The sequence below is a fragment of the Polaromonas sp. genome (assembly GCF_039932935.1).
Lineage (GTDB): Bacteria > Pseudomonadota > Gammaproteobacteria > Burkholderiales > Burkholderiaceae_C > Polaromonas.
This window is the reverse complement of record NZ_JBDTPB010000083.1, coordinates 16335-36379: the sequence shown is the minus strand read 5'-3', so window position 1 is coordinate 36379 and position 20045 is coordinate 16335. Positions and strand designations below refer to the sequence as shown.

The following is a 20045-nucleotide window of genomic DNA, read 5'->3' as shown; positions in this document are numbered from 1 at the left end:
CGAATGACTGGAGCCGCCATGAATGACCCCCTCGACGCTCACCACCCTCGCAACCTTCAGCACCTTCACCTGGCCGCGGGTGAATCCCTGTTCTTTCACACGAAAGCAGGCAGCGCCCTGATCAGCACCTCGGGCACGCTGCTGGTGACCAGTGCGCCCCGCTGGCTCAGCGAGCAGGTCTTTCGCGCCAGCACGGTGCTGGAATCCGGGCAGTCCCATACCATCACCCAGGACGGCTGGATCACGGTCACCGCCCAGCACGGAGGTGCCGCGTGTCAGGTGAACCCAGCCGCGGGAAAAGCGCCGGGCAAGGCAGGAAACCGGCTTTTGAGGTATTTTTCCAGCATCGCCAGGGGCATGCGAGCCCGGTTAGGGAGCGCCGAGGCGGTTTGACCTTGCGGTAATCAGTGCCCTCGCTGCCATTCATCTTTCGTCCTTTTTCATCGTTTACCTGTTCTACCGTTTCATCCATGACCACTTCCGCCTGGCTGCTCTTCATCACCATCTCCCTGGTCACCGCCCTCAGCCCCGGCCCGGGAATTTTGCTGGCTGTGTCCAACGCCGTGGCCTGGGGGCCGCGCAAGACAGTGTGGAGCTCTGCCGGCAATGTGTTGGGCGTGTTCGCAGTCTCGGCGGCGGCCATGGCCGGCCTGGGCACCCTGCTGCACACCTCGGCCTGGCTGTTTGCGGTGCTCAAAACCGTCGGCGCGGTCTATCTGGTTTACCTCGGCTGGCGGCAATGGACCAGCAAGACCTCGATGTTCGACACGCCCCTGCCGGCCCAGGCATCTTCCAGAAAAAGCGACGCCGCGCTGTTTCGGCAAGGCCTGTTGGTGGCGCTGACCAACCCCAAAAGCATCCTGTTCTTCACGGCGCTGTTTCCCCAGTTCATCCACCCCCAAGCGCCGATGCTGCCGCAATTCCTGGCATTGACCAGCGCCTTTGCCGCGTGCGTGTTGATCTCCCACTTCGCCTATGTTCTGCTGGCGCGCCACACGCACCGCTGGTTCGGTACGCCGCATCGGGCCCGCATCTTCAACCGCCTCTGCGGCGGTGCGTTCGGCCTGCTGGGGCTGGGCTTGTTGCGGCTGAAGAGCCCCAGCTGAATCGTTTCTCATACCAACCAAAGATTGAAAGGAACTTGCACATGGAAGATTCACGCGAGACACGCTTTGCCGCTGTGGCAGCCGACCTCGGCTACAGCTTCGACGGTGAAATCAAGATAGGCGGCAATTACGTGCCCGTCATGCAGCACGGCGACCAGGTCTTTGTCAGCGGGCAGATTCCGCGTGTGGGGGACACCGTGGTCGTGACCGGCCGCGTGGGGTCTGAAACTTCCGTGCAGCAGGCCCAGCTGGCCGCCAGGATCTGCGCCATGCGCGCGCTGGCGCTGCTGCGGCAAAGCCTGGGTAGCCTGGACCGCGTGAAACAGGTGCTTCGCATTACCGTGTTTGTGCAGTCGGCGCAGGATTTCACGCAGCAAAGCGAAGTTGCTGATGCCGCGTCCGACGTGCTGTATGCGGTGCTGGGGCCGGCCGGTGCCCATACCCGCACATCGGTGGGCGTTGTTCAGTTGCCCAAGAGTGCTTCGGTCGAGATTGACCTGATTGCTGCTGTTGGCTAGGCGTTAATTAACCCACCTGTGGTGCGTCAGCCGCCGGGCTGCAGGCGTATCAGCTTGCCGTTGCTGCTGTCGGTCAGCACGTAAAGCAGGCCGTCGGGCCCCTGGCGCACATCGCGGATGCGATCCCCAGCCTCAGACAGCAGCTTGCTTTCGCGCACCACCTTGCCGGCAAACGGTGAGGCCAGTTCAATCCGGTTCAGGTAGCCGAATTTGAGCGAGCCCACAAACAGGTTGCCGCGCCAGGCCTTGCCATAGCGCTCGCTGGTCAGGAAAGCCATGCCGGAAGGCGCAATTGACGGCACCCAGTAATGCAGCGGTGGCTGTATGCCGGCTTTTTCGGTCAGGCCTTCGCCGATTTTTCCGCCGCCATAGTTTTCGCCATAGGTGACGACCGGCCAGCCGTAGTTGGCGCCGGGCTTGGGAAGGTTGATTTCGTCGCCGCCCTGCGGGCCGTGCTCGTGCATCCAGAAAGCGCCGTCGGGTGCGAGGGTGGCGCCCTGGGCGTTGCGGTGGCCGTAGCTCCAGATTTCCGGCAGCGCCCCGGATTTGCCAACAAACGGGTTGTCGCCGGGAACCGAGCCATCCTTGTTGATACGCACAATCTTGCCGTGGTGGTTGTCCAGCTTCTGGGCGTCTTCCTTGAGGCTGAACCGCTCACCCAGCGTGAGAAAGAGTTTGCCGTCCGCGGCGCCGCTGCTGGCGGCCCGGCTTTCGACGATGCGGCAACCGAAATGCGCCGTGCTCGCCACCTTGGGCTTCTGGCTGAAGATGATTTTGAGGTTCTCCAGCCGGGTGTCGTCGGCACTCAGGGTCGCACGTGCCAGCGCCGTGCTGTTGCGGTTGCCGGTCGAGGCCGGCTCGGAAAAGCAGAAGTACACGACCCGATTGCGGGCAAAGTCGCTGTCCAGCAGCACGTCGAGCAGGCCACCCTGCCCGCCGGCGGTAATTCGCGGGAGGCCCGCCACCGGCGCGCCAAGCTTGCCGTCCCGGCCAATGACACGCAGGCGGCCCGGACGCTCGGTGACCAGAAAGCGGTCGCCCGGCAAAAAAGCCAGACTCCAGGGGTTTTCGAGGCCGGTCGCCACGGTTTCAGGACGAACGTTTTGGGCCAAGGCAGGCTGCAACGCCGCACCGGCCGCTATCAAAAACATAGCTGCTTGCGCTCGCCAGTATTGCCTCAAACCCATATTTCGTCCTTAAAAATGACAAAAAATCAAGGACCAGCGGGTTTCCGTTCGCGCAGAAGGCTTAGCGCCTCGCCATACCCTTCACGCGACTTTTGCCCCCGTAAACCCGACATCTGCACGCAAAAATCGGTTTATCTGGTACAAATTCGTTACAAATCAATAGCTTAGCAACGTTATCAAGAAAGCACATAAGTTGACGTAGGACTAATCCGTCAAGTATGCTTGGCGCCATGCGATTTTTTGCCCCTGCCCTTCTCCTTGCTTCTGCAGCCCTCTTGGCCACAAGCGCACAAGCGGCACCCGGCAATTCAAGCGATAACGACATGGACAAGCTGCTGGCCGACAAAGGCCTGCTGAACCAGATCGATCACGTCCGCCAGAGCGTCAAGACCAAAGCGTCCGAGCTGGTTGTCAACGCCATGGGCTTTCTGGGCGTCCCCTATAAACGCGGTGGCAACACCGCCGAAACGGGTTTTGACTGCAGCGGGTTTGTGCGCGCCATTTACGAACAAAGCGTCGGCATGCTGTTGCCGCGCCGGGCTGAACAACAGGCCGCAGCCACCCAGCGCATCGAAAAAACCGACTTACAGCCCGGCGACCTGGTGTTTTTCAACACCATGCGGCGCGCTTTCAGCCACGTCGGTATCTATGTCGGCGACGGAAAGTTCATCCATTCCCCCAAGCCCGGCGCACAAGTTCGCGTTGAAAGCATGGGTGTGGGCTACTGGCAGCGCCGTTTTGACGGCGCCCGCCGCGTGCAGCCAGCCAATGGGGCCACGCAAGACGCCATGCCAGGCGCGGCCGCGTTGCCCGCCCCCCGCCCACAGCAGGCGCAAGCCACGGTGACTGACAAGCCATCAGCCCAAGCAGTTGCACCTCAGCTTTCCATGGCGCAGCAAGCGCAGCTGCTGATGCAGCAGGAACAGTACCGGAATTAAGGGTACCGGCGTCACGTCGACGCCGATTTGCGGGTCAGCTTCCAGGCCCCGCACCAAGCCCGGCAATTCACCGGCCACCCGTCACTCTTTCTCGCGCTCATTGCCTGGCGACATGTCCAGCTCAACGGTCTGGCCATTGTCGATGGCGTCACCCGCTTTGCCGGGGGTGCTCGAAACCAAGGAATTCTTGTTTTCGCCGGCCAGCGCCAGCTGAAGCGGCGGCGCATCTGATCCGGTGCCCTCAGCCACAGTGTTGCCGGCCGGAATAACACGGTTGTTTTCCGCATTGGACGAAAGCTGCTGGTTGCCCTGCGGTTTGCCGTTCACATTGACCAGCCCACTGCCCGAATTGGTCACCTGCCCGAAGCTGCCGCTGACGCTGCCTTTGGGCGAATCAATGGTGACCTGGGCGGATGTGCCGGAAATCTGCACGTCGGTGACCGCTTCCACAGCCATGACGGGCGCGACCACATTGGCCACGACGGTATCGCCGGCCAGCGATGCCGAGTTGCTGGCGGTGACCACGACATTGAGGTCGCCCTGGGCCTGCAGCACCACGTCGGTGCCGCTGATGCTGGCGTTGATGTCCCCGGAGGTGGTGATCTGCACGGCGCCCTGGCTGGTGGTGGTGCCCGAAACGTTGCCGCCGGCGGTCACCCTGACGCCGCTGGCGGTAATGTTGGCCGCAACATCGCCGCCGCTGGAGATGTCGACGGTGCCCAGGCTGATCGTGGAGCCCGTGACGTCGCCGCCGGCATTCACGGTGTTGGACTCCGTGGCGTCTTGCCCGCGCAGCGTGTGGTTGCTCAACGCAACACGGCCGAAGGCACCAATGCCGTAGCCCTTGACCCACAAGGTGCTGTCCAGGCTGAAGTCATTGGCTACGACTTCAAACCGGCCAAGCGCGTTGGTTTCCGTGCCGCCCGTCACCATGTGCACATTGCCGCGGGTGCTGCCCGAGCCCGCGACGAGCCGCAACGCACGGGCCACACTGCCGGCGTTCTGGACATCGCCGTTGAGCGTGATGTTGGCGCCCTGGGTCGCCAGCGTGGTGTCGCCCAGCAGGCTCACCGGGGCGTTGAACAGGATGCCGCCCGCGCCGTCCACCGTCACATTGCCGCTGATGCCGGAGCCGCCCGCGCCGGCGTTGAGCGTCAGGCCGTGCAGGGTCGAACCGCCGAAGTACAGGTTGTACGGGTTGTTGACCACCACGTCCTCGGCATAAGTGCCGGCGCCCACGCGGATGTTGGCGCCGCTTGCCGCGTTACCCATGGCCGTCCCGATGGACAGCGCCTGTGTTCCGCCGCCCAACATATTTCCAACGCCCACATGGAAGTCTTGCGTGGCCTGCGCACCATTCCAGCCCTGAACGTAGCTGGAACCCGCGCTATTCAGATTGACGGCATAGTCCAGGGCATTTTGTTGCGAAGCCTGCAGCCAGGTGTACTGGTAGTTGTTGTCTGCCGTGCCGGCATTGCGTACAGCAAAGTCAAAGCCCGCGATGCTGAGCGCACCAAAGTTGCTGGTTGCTGATTCATCCTGCAGGTAAACCGGATTACGCTCGGTAAAACTGTTGCTGTTCGCCACCGTGATGTTGTTCACCTGCTGGTTGTAATAGCGGTTGGACTGATACAGCGCCAGGCCACCCCAGGCGTTGTTGCGGGTGGTTGAATTGCTGACGGTGACGTTGGCGCTGTCGGTGAGCTGTATGCCGGCACCCTGTGTCGAGCCGGTGTTGTTGCCCACAGGCGCACCGTCGGCCGTCACACGGTCTATCAGCGCGCCGTCCACGCCATTGAGATCCAGTTCGGCGCGGCCCGCGCCGCGGCTGGTGACGTTGCTGATCGAGAAGTTGTGCAGTCGTGCGGACGCCCCGCCGACAGGCGCCACCTTGATACCGTAGGACGAGGCCACGTTGGCGCTCGGGCCATAGAGCGTGAAATCTTTGAGCGACACGTTGTCGGCGGTCACATTGATGCCGTAGCCGCTGACGCCGCGTGCGTCAATGACGGTCGATCCCTGGCCCGAGCCGGCCAGCGTCACGCTACGGTCGACCACAAGTGTGGAGGGCTGCACATAAGTGCCGCCGCCCACATTGACCGTGCCGCCGGCAACCACGGCATTGACGCCTCTCTGGATGCTGCCGCTGGCCTGCGTGACGTAGACATTGCCGCCCGTCCAGGTCACCAGGCCTCGCCCGGTGGTATCCAGCGCGTGGGTCACGCGGTCTTCAATGGCGAAGCCGTCGGCCGCACCGACGAAGACGGCGCCGCGGGCATCCACCGCAACGGCGTCCACCGAGATGTCCTGCCCGTTGTTCTTGAACTGGGTGCCGCCGCTGATGGCAACCGTGGGCTGGCCGCCATGGCCATTGCTCATGGTTTCAAAGCGTATGCCTGTCCGGCTGGAACCCTCGATACTGCCGCCGGAGATATTGACGCTTTGCAGTCGGGCCGGTGCGGCCGTGTAATCGGCGCTGTCACCGGCGATGCCGCGTGTTTTGATGACCACCGCCGCAGCCGTCGGATCACCCGAACTCGCGCCAGAATTTTTGACCGTCACGTTGTCAAAATTGATCGCATTGAAGTTGTCGTATTTCAGATTGATGTCGATGCCGGCGCCGTAGCGCATATGCAGCGATGAGGAGGCAGGCGCCCCGTAGTTGCCGGCATTCATGACGGTCACGTTCCTGAGGGTCAGGTTGTTCGCGGTTTCAAGATAAAAGCCCTTGAAGCTGGGGCCGTCCACCGTGACGTTTTCAAACACAGCATTCTCAAAAGAGCCCGTGGCCACCGGAACGCCGCCGACCATCTGATAGCCGTTGTAGGTCTGCACACCGATCTGCCCTCCGGTGATGGTGCTGTTGAGCATGCGGAAGTTGTCGGCGCGGGTCGTGGTGCCGTTGCGCACGCCGAAGGTGTTGTTGTTGAAAGCCACACGGTTGACGGTCACGTTGTTGGACGTACCGTTGATGCGCAAGCCGTACAGGTAGTCGGCGATCGACAGGTCGGAGAGCGTCACGTTGGAAGCATTGTTGATGGTGACCGCATCGCCGCTACCCGCGGCGGAAGACCGCAGCACCGTCTGCCCGACCCCCGCTCCGTCCAGCGTCAGCGACTTGGCGATGTTGACACTGCCGCTGTAGCTGCCGGCCGCCACATTCACCGTGCCGCCCGTGACCACGGCGTCTACGCCGCCCTGGATCGTGCCCAATGGCTGCCGGTCGTTGCCGAGCCCATTGCCGAGACTGAAGTCGTCAGTGGCGGTGAAATTAGCACCCGAACTGACGGTAACGTGCGAGCGGTTGCCAAATTGCGATGTAGAGCCCAAGAGCCCGTTGACGCCGTAGCGGCGATCAAGAATATGCATGTTGCCGTTGGCCGCAGACATGGCCATCACGCCGGCGCCATACTGCGCCTCGCTGACATGCGGAGAAACAAAATAGGAGCCGTTCGCTACGCCGTCCAGAAAGACGATGTCCCATTCATTGCCCAGCGAACCTCTGGAGTTGTTCGACATGGTCACATTGTTCGATCGCACAAGAATGGCGCCCTTGGTGTTTTCGATCGTGTTTCCGGTGATATCGGCAGTAGCGTTGGTGACCTGAATCCCGCTTCGGACATTTTTAATCGTGTTGTTGCGTATGACCGCGCCGGTCACGCCTGAGGCGACCTTCACCCCCGTCGTACTCAGGTTGGCCCAGTCGACGGCAGCAAAGTTCTCACTGTAAGGACCCTTGATCTCCATACTGTCAACCGTGACGCCATTGGCGGTGATGTCCACCCCGGTGTTCCCCTCCAGCACGTTGATGCTGGCTCCCTCCATGCCCTTTAGCGTCAGGTTGGCCTTGTTCAGGGTGACTTGTTCGGCGTAACTGCCCGCATGAACATTCACGGCAGCGCCCGCCCCTGCCGTGCCGGTTTTTGAGATGTTGACACCGTCCTGGATACGCGCGCCGCTGTACACGTCCACCTGGCTTGCATTGCCGCTGACTTGGTCTGCATCCAGTACCGACTTGAGTACCACCGTGTGGCCGTTCACCACAATGGCATTGCTGGCCTGTTGAATGCCTTCCAGGTTGATGACACCGGACAGCAGGTTGGCTGCATCACCTACACCGAGCAGGAGTGTGCCGCCGTCCAGGCTGGCGTTGGCCATATTGGACACGCTCAAACCCGTTGCACCGCCCGGTATGACGAACTCATAAAGCCCGCCGTTAAGTGACACCGTGGCCCTGGGCGTGGCCGTGGCGGCAGTCGACCCGGCCAGCGCAATCGTGCCGCCGGTAGCGGTGATGCTGCCGTGGTTGGTGACTGAAGGCGCGACCAGAGCCACGAGGCCGGCATTTTGCGCCGTGATGCTGCCATGGTTGGTGATGCTGCCAGTGGCTCCGGTAATCAGTGCGCCGCCGGTGCCGGTGAAGTTGTCGACGTCAATGTTGCCCGTGGTAGCAATGAGTGAGCCCACATTAATCACGGCGTTGTTCCCGAACATTACGCCGTTGGGATTCATCAGCATCACCGTACCGTTGGCCGAAAGGCTACCCAATATTTGCGACGGATTGGCGTCTCCTGTGACGCGATTGAGCATCGCCGACGCCGAACCCGGCTGCATGATCTGCACCATTTTCCCGGCATCGATGTTGAAGGAGCTCCAGTCGACCACGGAGCGGTCGCCTGCCTGGATGGTGAGCTGGTTGCCCGACACGGAGCCCGAAGCGGCGCCGGAAAACACTGTTCCGTTCTGGGGAAGTCCCGCACCGCCGGCGATGATGTCGACCGACCAGCCGGGTGTCGAGAACAGCATCGCCACCGCCGCCGGAAGCGCTTTCAGCACAAAAGACCGCCGATGCCGGACAGAAAGAAAAATGCGCGAGGAATTCAGGTTAGCGTTCATGGATTACCTCTTGAGGGCAAAAAAAACATTGAGAAAAATCATCAAAAGCGGATCAACAAAGTGCCCAGCAGCCGGGGGTCTTTTCCATGGGGCTGGTAACTCGCGATAGGTTTGGTCAAGGGCCACGCGATCTCTATCGCTGCCACCACGTTGCGTGGAAGGAAGAGACGAGCCCCCATCCCTGCCGATGCCAGGCTCTGGCTGTCGGGCGTGCCCGAACAAGTACAGCCCACCCTCCAGACCTTGCCGATGTCATAGAAGGAAAACAGCTGCCATGACCTGATGCCTGCGAAGTCCGAGGAACCGGAATATCGAGGCTCGGCGCGAAACGCCAGGCCACGCTCCCCCACCAGTTCAGCCGGTTCGTAGGCCCGCCCAAACCGCCGGCCGCCCACTGCGTATTGCTCCGACGAAAGCAGGGGTGTGTTGGCCCACTGCCCACTCAGGCCTACCGTCAGGGAAAGGTTCGAAGCAAGAGGCTGGGTGCGCTCGTAATCAAAGGTGAGTTTGTTGAACACCCCTTTGGCACCCGACCGGCTTTTGAGCAGATCGGATTCCTGGGTGCCCCCTAGCCCCTGACTAAAATCCACATCGAGCGAGTTCTGCCCACCCAGGCGGTCAAGCACCCGCCATGTGAGGCCCAGGCGCAGCGCACGGATATGGTCTTCAATCACCCGGGTGCCCAGCACATCGGTTTGCACATCGGTGTGCTCATACGTTGCCCGTGCGGTCACGCTCTCATTGCGGGTCCGGAGCAGGGGATACGCGGCAGCGACCATCATCGTGTCCGCGTTGCCGCGCATGTCAAACGGCGTCAGGATGTCGCCCGGTCGTGTGCGTGCCTTGGACACCGCAGCGGACAGCCGAAGGCCCTCCGTCGAGACAACCTGGCTGTACAACAGCTGGGCGTAGGCCAGCTCGGAACCGCCTCCGGCCATACCCCGAAAGCGCCACTGGTCGTTGACGCCCAGCAGCTGATTGACGGCGACTTCCAGGCCAGCCTCGCCGGGGCCGAGGTATTTGGACCCATAGTTGTCGAGTGCGGCGAAGCCTTCGACCTTCTTCACGCTGGCGATCAGCGTGAGGTCCGCCGCACCCGGCGCCTGCGCAGGGGCGAGCACGCTGCGCAGCTCGACGCCCGGAAAATCATTGGCGATCAGCAAATAACGTTCAAGCACCGGACCCTGAATTGGCCGTGATGCCCTGATCTTCTCGCCGATGGCTGCGAGTTGCCCCTTCACATGGGCGCTGACATCGTCCCCCGCCTGAATGTGCACTTTGTCGATGTAACCCTCGACAACACGCAGGGTCAGTGTGCCGTCGGAAAAAGACTGGGGCGGCACCACCACCAGCGAAAGAATGTAGCCCGCGTTGCGGTACATCGCCGTGAGGGAGACGGCAAGCTCCTGGATCTCACGTCCCGTGATCTCCCGTCCGGTATAGCTGTCGGCACGCGCTTGCAGAACATTGCCTGGCAAGACAGTGGTGGTTTCGATCCGGATGCTTTTGAGCGTTACCTTGAGGGAAGCAAGCGCCCCTGGTACCACTTCGGTGGGTGGGGCCGGCAGCTGCGGCGGTTCCTGCGCGGGCGAAGCTTCGGGCTGAACGTCGAACCGTTCCCGAATCCGCCCTGGGTCTACGGTAGGTGGTGGCTGCTGGCACATGGCGATAGCGGGCATCAGCAGCAACGCTGCTCTGGCCGAACGAACAACCTTCAGAAAAACCACGCGTTTCATTTGCTTTTCTCGGTGAAGAGCCACAGACATTGACTTGAGGTAGGCCTCACCTCTTCAAGCCTCTTTTTTCGTGAATTAATTCACAGTAACCAATTGTGATAACTGATACAAGTCCGTAAAAGTGATTAATTCACATGAAATTTGTGAAATGATATTTCGCCAATTTTTTATTGACGAATTCTTGCTTCTTACAAAAATTGAAATCTCTGGGTCGTTTAGCGCGTCTTTCGCACTTGCGCTGTGACCTTTGTGTTTAATCACGCGGTCAAGGGCGCCGCCCCCGGATAAACGACGCAAGTCATGCGCACCGAAAATATTGTGTAAAGCTGGCTCGCCTGAAGGGCGCAGACTCACCAAGCAACGCGACGGCAGCTGGCTTCTTTAATTCCCGGCCAGGCGCCGGTGCAAAATCAACAGCGTGTTTGTCTTGCCCCAGGAGGCGCTCTTGTCCAATTCATCCGTCATTCCCTGCTTGCGCTACCGCGACGCAGTGGCCGCCATCGATTGGCTGTGCCACGCATTCGGGTTTGAAAAGCAGGCGGTTCACTCCAATCCCGACGGCTCGATTGCGCATGCACAGCTCACGCTGGATGGCGGTATGGTCATGCTGGGATCGGTGGGTACGGTGCCCACCGAATGGGGCAAGCTGATTCGCCAGCCCGATGAGCTCGGTGGCGTGGAAACACAAAGCGCCTATATCGTCGTACGCGACCCCGATGCGGTATATGTACGGGCCAAGGCAGCAGGCGCTGTGATTGCGCTTGATATCAAAGACGAAGATTACGGCGGCCGCGGCTTCACCTGCCGCGACCTGGAAGGCCATTTGTGGAGCATAGGCAGCTACAACCCGTGGTAAGCGCCTCGCCTCGCCGGTCTGCGTTTTCCGCCGCAAGCGACCCAGCACCACAGCAGGCTGTGTCTTGAAAGTTCACGTCTATACCGACATTGACACGCTGTTTGGCCGGGCCTCGCGATTGTGGATGGACGTTCTTCTGCAAGCAGGCCATGACGTGGAGTTCATTGACCTGGGCCATAGCACCGAAGCGCCGTTGCCCGAGGTCGGCCGCTGCGACGTCAACTTGCTGATTGCCGGCATTTACGCCTTTCCGCGCTTTGCCGCGCAAGGCCTGCCGCGGCACGGCAAGCATGTGTTGTGGATGTTTGATCCGCTGACAAGGAATGCAAAGGCCGCCGTGCATCGGTACAAAACCGATCTTTTCGACGCCGTTGCACCAGGCCTGCATGCCGTGCTGGCCATGGACTCATCCATTGCCCGCTATGTCGCACAGCACTTCCCGGCGATCCCCACCCACCTGCTGCCCTATCTGGTGGCAAAAAAACACCTGCGCACGCCCCTGACCGAGGTGCAAAGAAGCCGTGACATCGTCATGCTGGGGGGCGACACGCCCCGAAGGCGCGAAGCCGAGCAACACTTTCTCGCCTCGGAAACGCCACTCGGCGCCGAGTTCATCTGGAGCGGCCTGTGGGGCTCAGCACGCGATGCTTGCCGCGCCGAGGCGCGGATCAACCTGAATATCCATGCCGATCCCGAACACACTTACTTCGACCAGTTCCGGACATTCGAAAGCTGGGCGGCCGGCTCAGCCGTTGTCTCCGACATCTTTGAGGGGTGTGAAGACTTCGGCATTGAACCCGGCGTGCACCTGGTGATGGCCGGCCTCAAGGACCTGCCGCACGCGTGTGCGGAGCTGCTGACCGACGTGCCGCGGCGCGAAGCGATGGTACGGGCATCGCAACGGTTGCTGCAGGAGCGCTTTTCGCCCGCGGTCTGGCAAAGCCGCATGCTGGCGATGGTTGAAAGCACTGCCTGAGCATGGCGGGCATCTCGCGGCAGGAATTGATTGGGTTACGCCTGGCCAGCCAACGCCTGGCCGCCTACCCTGTCCACCCGGTGGATTTCAAGAAAGCGGACCAGGCCGTGCAATGGTTTGGCGCCGTGCAAGCGCAGGAATACGCCCACGCACGATGGGCGGTCGGCTCACGCTTTGCAGCCGATGTCGCCATCACCGATGCGGCAATCGAAAAGGCGCTGGCCCAACGCAAGGTGGTGCGCAGCTGGGTCTTGCGTGGCACCCTGCATCTGACGGCCGCGGCTGACTTGCGCTGGCTGCTGGCCCTGGCCGCGCCAGTCCTGCTGACCCGCACCGCGGCCGTCTACCGGGAGGTCGGGCTGGATGACGCCGCTTTCCGCACCATCCTGCCGGCCATACGCCAGTGCCTGCAAGGCGGCCGGCAGCTCACGCGCGTAGAACTTTTTGCCGCACTCGCGCAGCGCCGCATAGAAACCAAAGGCCAGCGCGGCGGGCGCATCCTGTACCGCGCTGCCCAGACCGGACTGATCTGCCTCGGCGATCCACACGGCAAACAAGCCCGCTATGCCTTGCTCGACGAGTGGCTGCCGACGGAGCCTGCATTGCCTCGCGAGGACGCGTTGCTAAAACTGGCGCAGCGTTATTTCACCAGTCACGGTCCCGCCACGCTGGCGGACTTCACCTGGTGGTCTGGCCTGGCGGCTGGTGAAGCCAGGGCGGCGCTGGAGATGGCCGGTCCCGGCCTCGCGCATGCTTTGTTTGCGGGCGGCACCGTGTGGTGGTCCAAACGCATGCCGGTCGTAGCGCAGCCGGCCCTCAAGCCGGCGCTGCACTTGCTGGCAGGCTTTGACGAGTACGTGCTGGGCTACACGGACCGCCAGGCCATCATGGATACCGCGCATGCCGGCAAGCTCATGACTCCCAATGGCCTGTTCCGCCCGGCGCTGCTGCTTGGCGGCCGCGTGGCCGGCACCTGGCAGGCCGAGCTAAAGAAAGGTGCGCTCAGCATCCACACCACGCCGTTCGCGACGCTGCCGCGCGGCAGCGCCGGCGCGCTACGCCTGGCTGCGCAGCGCTATGCGGCCTTTGTGGGCCTGCCGCTGGCTGAAGTGCGCTGAAGTTCTCCATCACAAGGGTTTACCCCGGCCTTCGCGGCTCAGCACATTACTCAGGTATAGAAACCCCAAGTGCGTTCGCCGCGCGCCAGCGCTACGATCGCCTGGGGCCTATCCTGGTTCTTCCGATATTGAGGAGCATCCATGGCAAAACTGAACGTCAACGGTACCGTGCGTGAGTTTGAAGCGGAGGACGACACACCGCTGCTGTGGGTGATCCGCGAGCAACTTGGTCTGACCGGCACCAAGTACGGCTGCGGTGTCGCACAGTGTGGCGCCTGCACGGTGCACATCGACGGCGTGCCCACGCGAAGTTGTGTGCGGCCTGTCTCCACCGTCAGTGCCACGGAAAAAATCGTGACCATCGAGGGTCTGTCACCCGACGGTTCGCACCCCGTGCAAAAAGCCTGGGCATCGCTGGACGTGCCGCAGTGCGGCTACTGCCAGTGCGGCATGATCATGGCCGCAGCCGCCCTGCTCAGGGACAAGCCCAATCCCACCGATACGGACATCAGCGAGAACATCACCAACATCTGCCGCTGCGGCACCTACAACCGGGTGCGCGCCGCGATCAAGGTAGTGGCACAAGGCGGCAAGACGGCCAGTGCCGGTTTGTCCATTCGCCACACCGACGGGAGCACGACATGAGCGCCGTACTTTCCAAAGCAGCCTCGCTGCGGCTGTCCCGCCGCGGTTTCCTCGGGACATCCGCATCGGCCGGCCTGGTCGTCGCGTTTCACATTCCCTTCACCGACTCAGCCGTGGCGCAGGAAGCGCTGCCCGCTGAAGTCAACGCGTGGGTCGTCGTCAAGCCCGACGACACCATCATCATCCGCATTGCCCGTTCGGAGATGGGCCAGGGCACGCTCACAGGCCTGGCGCAACTCGTGGCCGAGGAGCTCGACGCCGACTGGGCCAAGGTCAGCACCGAATACCCGACACCCGGCCAGAACCTGGCGCGCAAGCGCGTGTGGGGCAACTTCGGCACCGGCGGCAGCCAGGGCATACGCCAGTCACAGGACTACGTGCGCAAGGGCGGCGCCACGGCCCGCATGATGCTGGTGCAGGCGGCGGCCGACGGCTGGAAAGTGCCTGCGGCCGAATGCACGGCTGCCAGCAGCGTCATCACCCATACACCCTCGGGACGCAAGACCAGCTACGGCAAGGTGGCCGTGGCAGCCGCCAAGGTGGCGCCACCGGAAACCGTGGCCCTGAAAGACCCGAAAGACTGGAAGATTGCCGGCAAACGCCTGGCGCGGCTGGACACCATAAACAAGGTGACAGGCAAGCAGATCTACGGCAGCGACCTGGTCTTCCCCGGCATGCTCAACGCCGCCATCAAGGACTGCCCGGTCTTCGGCGGCAAGCTCAAAAGCTTTGATGCGGCCGCGATTGAAAAACGGCCCGGCATCAAGAAAGTGGTGCGGGTCGGCGACAGCGCCGTCGCCGTGTTGGCCGACACCTGGTGGCGCGCCAAAAGTGCCCTCGAAATTTTGCCCGTGGTCTGGGACAACGGCCCGAATGAGAAGGTGTCGAGCGAAAGCATCAAGGCCTTCCTGAAAGAAGGACTGGACGCTCCCGAGGCCATCGTTGGCAACAGCAACGGCGATGCACGTGCCGTGCTGGCTACCAGCACCCGCAAGCTCGAGGCGGCTTACTCCTACCCCTACCAGAACCACGCCACCATGGAAACCATGAACGCCACGGCGAAATGGACGCCGGAGCGTTGCGAGGTCTGGACGCCGACGCAAAACGGTGAAGCCGCCTTTGCCGCCTGCGTAGCCGCCGCCGGCCTGCCCAGCGCACAGTGCGATGTCTACAAAATCCATCTGGGCGGCGGCTTCGGCCGGCGCGGCCAGAGCGACTACGTGACGCAAGCCGTGCTGATTGCCAAAGAAATGCCGGGCACGCACATCAAGCTGATCTGGTCGCGTGAAGAAGACATGCTGCACGGCCGCTACCACCCGATCACGCAGTGCAAGATGACGGCAGGGCTGGACGCGCAGGGCAACGTGACCGCGCTGCACATGCGGATTTCAGGCCAGTCCATCCTCGCGGGCCTGGCACCGCAAAGCATCGTCAACGGCAAGGACCCGGTCGTCTTTCAGGGACTGAACCCGCCGGCGCCCGAGGCATCCATCGGCTACAGCTTCCCCAATTTGCTGATTGACCACGCGATGCGCAACCCGCATGTGCCGCCCGGCTTCTGGCGCGGTGTGAACTTGAACCAGAACACGATCTACCTTGAGTCCTTCATCGACGAGATTGCCCTGGCCACGAAACAGGACCCACTGGCCCTGCGCCGCAAGCTGATGGTCAACCACCCCAAGCACCTGGCGGTTCTCAACGCCGCAGCCGAGCGCGCGGGCTGGGGCAAGCCCTTGCCGGCGGGCCACTTCCACGGCCTGGCCCAGTGCATGGGTTTCGGCAGCTATGTGGCCGCCTGCGCGGAGGTTTCCGTCAATGCCGAAGGCAAGCTCACGGTGCACCGCATCGTGGCGGCCACGGACTCGGGCCACGCCGTCAATCCGCAGCAGATTGAGGCGCAGGTCGAAGGTTCGTTCGTCTATGGCCTTTCCGCCGCCCTGTATGGCGAATGCACCGTGAAGGACGGTCGCATGGAGCAAGAAAACTTCAACACCTACCAGGTCCTGAAGATGAACGAGATGCCCAAGGTCGAGACCATCATCATGCCTTCGGGCGGCTTCTGGGGCGGCGTGGGCGAGCCAACGATTGCGGTGGCGGCACCGGCAGTACTGAACGCCATTTTTGCCGCGACGGGAAAACGCATCCGCGACCTGCCGCTGAAGAACCACAGCCTGAAGAAGGCATGAGGTTTTGGTCTGCGCTAACGATGGTCGGCGTTTTGCACACGGCCGCGCCGGCGCTCGCACAGCAGACGACAGGCGACCTGCTGTTGCCACCTGTGGTCGGCGACAGCATTCCCCAATCGCTCACCGGGCAGGCCGGCGACCCGGTGCGTGGCCGCGCCTTCGTGGCGAGCCGCCAGCAAGGCCTGTGCCTGCTGTGCCACACCGGGCCGTTTCCGGAAGATCACTTTCAGGGTAATCTGGCGCCCGACCTGGCCGGCGCAGGCCGCCGCTGGAGCGAAGGCCAGTTGCGCCTGCGCATTGCCGACGCCCAGCGCCTGAACCCGGCGAGCATCATGCCGGCCTATTACCGCACCGACGGCCTGCAACGCGTGGGGACCGCATGGCAAGGAAAAACTCTCATGGATGCGGCGCAAATCGAGGATGTGGTGGCGTTTTTGCAAACCCTCAAAAACTAGGGCCCCAACACGTGCAGGCTTCATCACCCCCTACCGCTGCACCCGCACCTTTCACCCGGCGCCAGCTGCTGGCCGGTGCCGGTGGTGTCGGCCTGTGCGTCGTGCTGCGCCCTGCCATCGCGGCCACGGGCGACCTGGCGGTGGCGATACGCACGTACACGGGCGGTGCGCAGATTCGATCCGGCAAGGTCACACTTGACGTGGCCGAGCTGGTGGACAACGGCAATGTGGTGCCTATTACCGTCGCGGTCGACAGCCCGATGACAGCCACCGACTACGTCAAGAGCATTGCCGTCTTCAACGAGAAGAATCCGCAGCGCGACGTGGCCCGGTTCGCCTTCACGCCGCGCTCGGGCAAGGCCAGTGCCACCGCGCGCATTCGCCTGGCAACTTCGCAGCAACTGGTGGCGATTGCGCAACTGAGCGATGGCAGCTATTGGTCACACACGGTAGACGTCATCGTGACTTTAGCTGCTTGCATTGAAACTGAATAATGAGCCCCCACGGTCGTTCGCTTTGCGTAACTCCCTGCCCCCCCGTGGGGGCCGCTGCGCCTGCGGACTGGCAAAGCCAGACCCGCGGCCCCTGCTTGCGCAGAGGATGACATCTTTTTGCCTAATACCTTGTTGCCATGGCCCGCACACTGATTCACGCAGCTGGCACCGCTAAACGCGGGGAGGTCATCGAGATCCGCACCACCATTGGCCACCCAATGGAAACCGGCTTTCGCCCCGGTGAAGACGGCAAGATCGTGCCGCGCAACATCATCCAGACCTTCTCATGCCGCTACAACGGCGAGCCGGTGTTCAGTGCCGAGCTGTTTTCCGCCGTCTCGGCCAATCCCTACATTGCCTTTCATGTCCTGGCCACGGAGAGCGGCACGCTGGTGCTGAAATGGGAAGGCGACAACGGATTCAGCCAGACGGAAACCCTCAGCCTGACCGTTACCGCATGAAGCACTTGTTCGCTGCGCTGCTGTGCCTGGTGGTGGCTGCGGCCAGCGCGCAGGCGCCGGGAGCCGCAGAGAGCAGGCGCTCGGGCTTCGAGTTCATGGGCGCGTCCACCCAGGCCATGCAGAAAGACGATGCCCTCAATCCGGCCATGCTGGGCGTGAGCGAGGGCGAGGCGCTGTGGAACCGCGTCGCCGGCGCCAGCGGCAAGGCCTGCGTCAGCTGCCATGCGACAGCCCAGAGCAGCATGCGCGGCGTGTCGGCGCGATACCCCGCGTTTGACGACAAGCTGGGCCGCCCCATCACGCTCAGCCAGCGCATCAACCAGTGCCGGCAGCAACACCAGCAGGCCGCGCCACTGCGCAGCGAGAGCCAGGAACTGCTGAGCCTGGAGAGCTACGTGGCACTGCAGTCACGCGGCCTGCCCCTCGCACCCCCTGTTGACGAACGGTTGCGGCCGTACCGCCAGCGCGGCGAGGTGCTTTTCATGCAGCGCATCGGCCAGCTCAACCTGTCATGCGCGCAGTGCCACGACAGCCTGGCCGGGCAGCGCCTGGCCGGCAGCGTGATACCGCAGGCCCACCCGACAGCCTATCCGCTCTACCGACTCGAATGGCAGGCGATAGGCTCGCTGCAGCGCCGCATTCGCGGTTGCATGAGCGGCGTGCGGGCCGAGCCGTTTGCCTATGGTGCGCAGGAGCTGGTGGAGCTGGAGCTGTACCTGAATCAGCGCGCGACGGGCATGAAGGTGGAGTCGCCGGGTGTCAGGCCTTAAAGTTCAGGCTGCCCACTCGATGCGCTCGAACAGTTTCATTAGCTTCTCCGCACGCGGTGGATTAAGCTGTGCCACCCAGCCGATACGCCCAAGCAGATGCGAACGGAAGTCAGCGTGCCGCTCCCGGTTCTGCGAGGCGGGGCCGTGCAACGCGCTCTGGTGCAGGCAAGCCTTGAGCCTGTCGAAGTCCTCACGTGTGACATTGATCCGTTCGTTGACGACGACGCCTGTGATGCGTTGTTGCCGATGCCGGGGCAGGCAGCGCGTCTTCTCGTTATGCAGCGTAAAGCCCTCCGTCCTGGCGATCTGTGCAACCCAGATCTCAAGCGCGCGGAACTGCCGGCGCAGGGATTCCGGCCCCGAAAATACCAAGTCGTCGGCATAACGCGTGTAGCTCGCCCCGAAGACGTGCGCTAGTCCTTCGAGCCGCAAATCGAGGCCGAAAGCACAAAGGTTGGCCAGCACAGGTGAGGTCGGACCGCCCTGTGGCAAATGCGGCGATCGCAGGCGTTTGGCGCCCATCCAGGTCAGGCCGCCATCTTCCGCCATGCGTTCAACGACCATCCGCGCCGTGCGGTGGGTGCAAAGCGCCGTTAGCGCGCGTGCCACCCCCTCGGGGTAGCCTAGGGTGTACCAGACCGCCCTGACCTGCGCCGCGCTGACACTGCCAAAAAAGTCGCGCAGGTCGAAGCGGATCACCACCGCCTGTCCCAGGTGCGCCGCGGCATGGCTCTTGATCGAGCGTCCGCATGTGAAACCATGAGCCGCTTCGTGCACTGGCACCTGGCGCAGCAGCCCGGTCAGCAGTTGCCGTTGCACACGTTTGAGCTCGACCTTAGGCACTTCGAGCAGACGCAGTCCACCCGAGTTTTTCGGCAATAGGCGATAGCGGTAATGCTCGGTCCATGCCGGAGCTTCAGGGGCCAGCCAGTTCAGTTGTTCGGTCGTCAGTTTCAGCCAGCGCGCCAGATCGCCCGCCGTTGCGATCTCGGGCAGCAGGCAACTCTCAAGACCCAGCGGTCGTGGACGCATGAGGGCCGGCCGCAGTATCAGGCGGCGTATGCGCGGCTGCTGGTGTCCCTCGAAGATCTGACCGAAGCTGAAACCATCTTGTTGGTCCTCGTCCTCCTCAGCGTCGTATCCCGGTTCGTTTCCGCCCTCGTCATCCTCGTCATCCTCGTTACCATAGGCGCACCGCTCGAAGGCACCGGTAACTTCGATGCGCCGCGCCAGTGAAGAGACGTCGAACTTGCGCCAGGTTATGACCGAGAGTGCGGCCAGCGGTTCGAGTAACGGCGTCAGCCAGGTGGGCCGTTCGCCGAGCGCCTGCGCGGCACGCGCTTGCAGCGCCTCAAGAGTAGTGGCGCCAGGCCGGTCCACATCTGCCAGCAAGGCCCGGGCAATGCCGCGTGCAATCCAGGTCCGATAGCCGCTTTGGCGCATAAGAAATCAGGTTGGCAGCCGGCACTTCAACCGGCGGGTCTCGCGTGAGCGCTCTTGCGCGAATGCGCAATGGGGCCCACGCACCGAAATGTAAGGCAGACAAACAACCATGGGGGTACCCCATAGTGCGGGAACGCGGCAACGAATCACCTCATTCCTCGCATCACTTGAAAAGCCGGCCGCCGCGTAAATTCTAAGGGGGACGGCGCTTAGACGCCCCCTGTTCGTTGGGAAGTCGACCACAAAACAACACGCTGGGC

17 protein-coding genes are annotated in these 20045 nt (G+C 62.6%); 13 read left to right on the top strand and 4 right to left on the bottom strand.

Annotation, left to right across the window (positions count from 1 at the left end; all coding sequences use genetic code 11):
• Window positions 1-18 precede the first annotated feature (18 nt).
• The 3 genes from ABI546_RS14855 to ABI546_RS14845 all read left to right on the top strand — a co-directional run bounded on the left by ABI546_RS14855 (window position 19) and on the right by ABI546_RS14845 (window position 1624).
• Window positions 19-393: a hypothetical protein gene (locus ABI546_RS14855; RefSeq protein ID WP_348047589.1), complete on the top strand. Its 375-nt coding sequence runs from the start codon at window positions 19-21 to the stop codon at window positions 391-393.
• A 77-nt stretch (window positions 394-470) separates the two neighbouring features.
• The gene (locus ABI546_RS14850) at window positions 471-1106 is read left to right on the top strand and encodes a LysE family translocator (protein WP_348047587.1); all 636 of its coding nucleotides are present in this window, start codon (window positions 471-473) and stop codon (window positions 1104-1106) included.
• 41 nt (window positions 1107-1147) lie between these two features.
• Window positions 1148-1624 (top strand): RidA family protein, encoded by a 477-nt coding sequence (locus ABI546_RS14845; protein ID WP_348047585.1) that lies wholly within the window; start codon window positions 1148-1150, stop codon window positions 1622-1624.
• A 26-nt stretch (window positions 1625-1650) separates the two neighbouring features.
• Here the strand turns inward: ABI546_RS14845 and ABI546_RS14840 are convergent, their stop codons facing one another.
• Complete coding sequence (locus ABI546_RS14840; RefSeq protein ID WP_348047583.1) at window positions 1651-2775, bottom strand: PQQ-dependent sugar dehydrogenase; 1125 nt, start codon at window positions 2773-2775, stop codon at window positions 1651-1653.
• A 266-nt stretch (window positions 2776-3041) separates the two neighbouring features.
• Between ABI546_RS14840 and ABI546_RS14835 the strand changes: the two genes are divergently transcribed.
• Complete coding sequence (locus ABI546_RS14835) at window positions 3042-3749, top strand: C40 family peptidase (protein ID WP_348047582.1); 708 nt, start codon at window positions 3042-3044, stop codon at window positions 3747-3749.
• 81 nt (window positions 3750-3830) lie between these two features.
• On the opposite strand, the gene ABI546_RS14830 is transcribed toward ABI546_RS14835, so the two are convergent.
• The gene (locus tag ABI546_RS14830; RefSeq protein WP_348047581.1) at window positions 3831-8645 is read right to left on the bottom strand and encodes a filamentous hemagglutinin N-terminal domain-containing protein; all 4815 of its coding nucleotides are present in this window, start codon (window positions 8643-8645) and stop codon (window positions 3831-3833) included.
• A 41-nt stretch (window positions 8646-8686) separates the two neighbouring features.
• A complete protein-coding gene (locus ABI546_RS14825; protein WP_348047580.1) occupies window positions 8687-10381 on the bottom strand; it encodes a ShlB/FhaC/HecB family hemolysin secretion/activation protein in 1695 nt (564 codons plus the stop codon).
• Window positions 10382-10808: 427 nt separating this feature from the next.
• Here ABI546_RS14825 and ABI546_RS14820 point away from each other — a divergent pair, with 427 nt between their 5' ends.
• From ABI546_RS14820 to soxA, 9 genes are all read left to right on the top strand, one after another.
• Window positions 10809-11237, top strand: coding sequence for a VOC family protein (locus ABI546_RS14820; protein WP_348047620.1), 429 nt, complete (start codon window positions 10809-10811; stop codon window positions 11235-11237).
• Window positions 11238-11301: 64 nt separating this feature from the next.
• Entirely contained in the window at window positions 11302-12213 is a 912-nt protein-coding gene (locus ABI546_RS14815; RefSeq protein WP_348047579.1) for a glycosyltransferase, read from the top strand.
• Window positions 12214-12215: 2 nt separating this feature from the next.
• Window positions 12216-13331, top strand: coding sequence for a winged helix DNA-binding domain-containing protein (locus ABI546_RS14810; protein WP_348047577.1), 1116 nt, complete (start codon window positions 12216-12218; stop codon window positions 13329-13331).
• 141 nt (window positions 13332-13472) lie between these two features.
• The gene (locus ABI546_RS14805) at window positions 13473-13976 is read left to right on the top strand and encodes a (2Fe-2S)-binding protein (protein ID WP_348047576.1); all 504 of its coding nucleotides are present in this window, start codon (window positions 13473-13475) and stop codon (window positions 13974-13976) included.
• Complete coding sequence (locus ABI546_RS14800; RefSeq protein ID WP_348047574.1) at window positions 13973-16162, top strand: molybdopterin cofactor-binding domain-containing protein; 2190 nt, start codon at window positions 13973-13975, stop codon at window positions 16160-16162. Before ABI546_RS14805 ends, ABI546_RS14800 begins: the two co-directional genes overlap by 4 nt.
• Window positions 16159-16617, top strand: coding sequence for a sulfur oxidation c-type cytochrome SoxX (gene soxX / locus ABI546_RS14795; protein WP_348047572.1), 459 nt, complete (start codon window positions 16159-16161; stop codon window positions 16615-16617). Before ABI546_RS14800 ends, soxX begins: the two co-directional genes overlap by 4 nt.
• A gap of 11 nt (window positions 16618-16628) precedes the next feature.
• A complete protein-coding gene (locus ABI546_RS14790) occupies window positions 16629-17111 on the top strand; it encodes a SoxY-related AACIE arm protein (RefSeq protein ID WP_348047570.1) in 483 nt (160 codons plus the stop codon).
• Window positions 17112-17248: 137 nt separating this feature from the next.
• On the top strand, window positions 17249-17572 hold the full coding sequence (soxZ, locus tag ABI546_RS14785) for a thiosulfate oxidation carrier complex protein SoxZ (RefSeq protein ID WP_348047568.1): 324 nt from the start codon (window positions 17249-17251) through the stop codon (window positions 17570-17572).
• On the top strand, window positions 17569-18342 hold the full coding sequence (gene soxA, locus ABI546_RS14780) for a sulfur oxidation c-type cytochrome SoxA (RefSeq protein WP_348047566.1): 774 nt from the start codon (window positions 17569-17571) through the stop codon (window positions 18340-18342). The genes soxZ and soxA overlap by 4 nt, the downstream gene beginning before the upstream one ends.
• 3 nt (window positions 18343-18345) lie before the next feature.
• Here soxA and ABI546_RS14775 read toward each other — a convergent pair whose 3' ends face one another.
• Window positions 18346-19785 carry a reverse transcriptase family protein gene (locus tag ABI546_RS14775; protein ID WP_348047564.1) on the bottom strand — a complete coding sequence of 480 codons (1440 nt, stop codon included), beginning with the start codon at window positions 19783-19785 and terminating at the stop codon, window positions 18346-18348.
• Window positions 19786-20045 lie beyond the last annotated feature (260 nt).